The sequence below is a fragment of the Enterococcus sp. 2G9_DIV0600 genome (assembly GCF_002140615.1).
Taxonomy (GTDB): Bacteria; Bacillota; Bacilli; order Lactobacillales; family Enterococcaceae; genus Enterococcus_D; species Enterococcus_D innesii.
This window is the reverse complement of sequence record NZ_NGLL01000003.1, coordinates 67587-68999: the sequence shown is the minus strand read 5'-3', so window position 1 is coordinate 68999 and position 1413 is coordinate 67587. Positions and strand designations below refer to the sequence as shown.

The 1413-nt window shown below is 31.4% G+C and carries 2 protein-coding genes; both read left to right on the top strand.

Going from position 1 to position 1413, the window contains the following annotated elements; all coding sequences use genetic code 11:
- Positions 1-91 precede the first annotated feature (91 nt).
- A complete protein-coding gene (locus A5870_RS17055) occupies positions 92-904 on the top strand; it encodes a ParA family protein (RefSeq protein WP_029486053.1) in 813 nt (270 codons plus the stop codon).
- 16 nt (positions 905-920) lie between these two features.
- Entirely contained in the window at positions 921-1346 is a 426-nt protein-coding gene (locus A5870_RS17050; RefSeq protein WP_086294037.1) for a hypothetical protein, read from the top strand.
- The last annotated feature ends 67 nt before the right edge of the window (positions 1347-1413 follow it).

Sequence of the window (1413 nt, the reverse complement as noted above, 5' to 3'; positions counted from 1 at the left end):
TTTATCAATATATAAAGTATAAAATAAATATTGATTAAAATAAATATATAAGTTATACTTTAAATAAAGATAAAAGAAAGTAGGTAAAAATATGACAGCAACTACTTATACAGTCGGGAACTTTAAAGGTGGAGTAGGAAAAACCAAGATAGTTACAATGCTAGCTTTTGATAATGCTGTAGTAAATAAGAAAAAAACACTGGTAATAGATATTGATCCGCAAGCCAACGCTTCACAAATATTAGCAAGAACTGTTGACTTAGATCATATTGATAAAACAATAGTAGATGGGATCAACGAAGAAGACCTTTCAATTTGTATAACGCCGATTATGGAAAATCTAGATTTAATTGCATGTGATACAAGTTTTAGATCGTTTTCTAACTATGTTATTGCTAACTTTGAAGATGAGAAAGAACAAATCATGGTTTTAGAAAAATTATTGGAACCTATCAAAGAAAATTATGAGACTATTTTTATTGATGTGCCTCCAACTATTAGTGCTTATTCAGATAATGCTATGGCGGCCTCTGATTACAGTATAATAGCTTTTCAAACACAAGAGGAATCGTTAGATGGAATTGGAAAATATGTTGGGTACCAAAAATTTATGATTAACAACTACGATATTGACCTTGAAGTGATTTCTATAATTGCATGCATGCTTGAACCAGACGATGATTTAGATAAAAGTGTATTGAGCGAGGCTATAGATTTATATGGATCCGCTGTATCGAAGAATATTGTTAATTTCCAAAAACGACTAAAACGTTATTCAAGAGAAGGAATATCTTTGAAAAAGTATCGAAACGGAAATTATGATCAATGGGACTATAGAGCACATGAACCGTTTATAAAAATACTTGCCGAACTTGAATCACGCAGAAAGATATTTGAAGAATAGCTAGGAGGGAAAGAATATGAGTGAAAGGAAAGAATTTAATGTTGATACCAAAGTTGATACAGAATATGCTGGGCTCTTACAACCAGGAATAAAAAAGAAAAAATCTGTATCAATTAGAGGAGAAAACGAATTTGGACACTCTTCTTTGATAAATAAGAAACCAAAAGCGACTAATTCAGCAGCAAGTAAAAAACGAGGACGACCTATAGAAATTACAGATGAAAGGTTTAAAGTTACAAAGCCCAAAAAAATATCTCCTGCTTTGGAGTCAAAACTCAACGTACTACAAGACTACGTTGAGGAACTTCAATCGGTGCAGGGAAGGATTACCTTTGAAAAACTTATTGACACTTTATCGGAAGCGTATATTACGCAAAAGTTAGGTGTGGCGAAAGAGGAACACTTGAGAGAAGAAATAAAAGATGCATTTGATAAGATTTAATTTTTTCAAGTCATTCAACAATAAAAGTATAAGTTATTATTGAATACCAAAACATAAAGTATAACTT

Bases quoted from the DNA above. Each gene is read 5' to 3' on its own strand.
- A5870_RS17055 (WP_029486053.1), top strand. From the start codon at position 92: ATGACAGCAACTACTTATACAGTCGGGAACTTTAAAGGTGGAGTAGGA.
- A5870_RS17050 (WP_086294037.1), top strand. From the start codon at position 921: ATGAGTGAAAGGAAAGAATTTAATGTTGATACCAAAGTTGATACAGAA.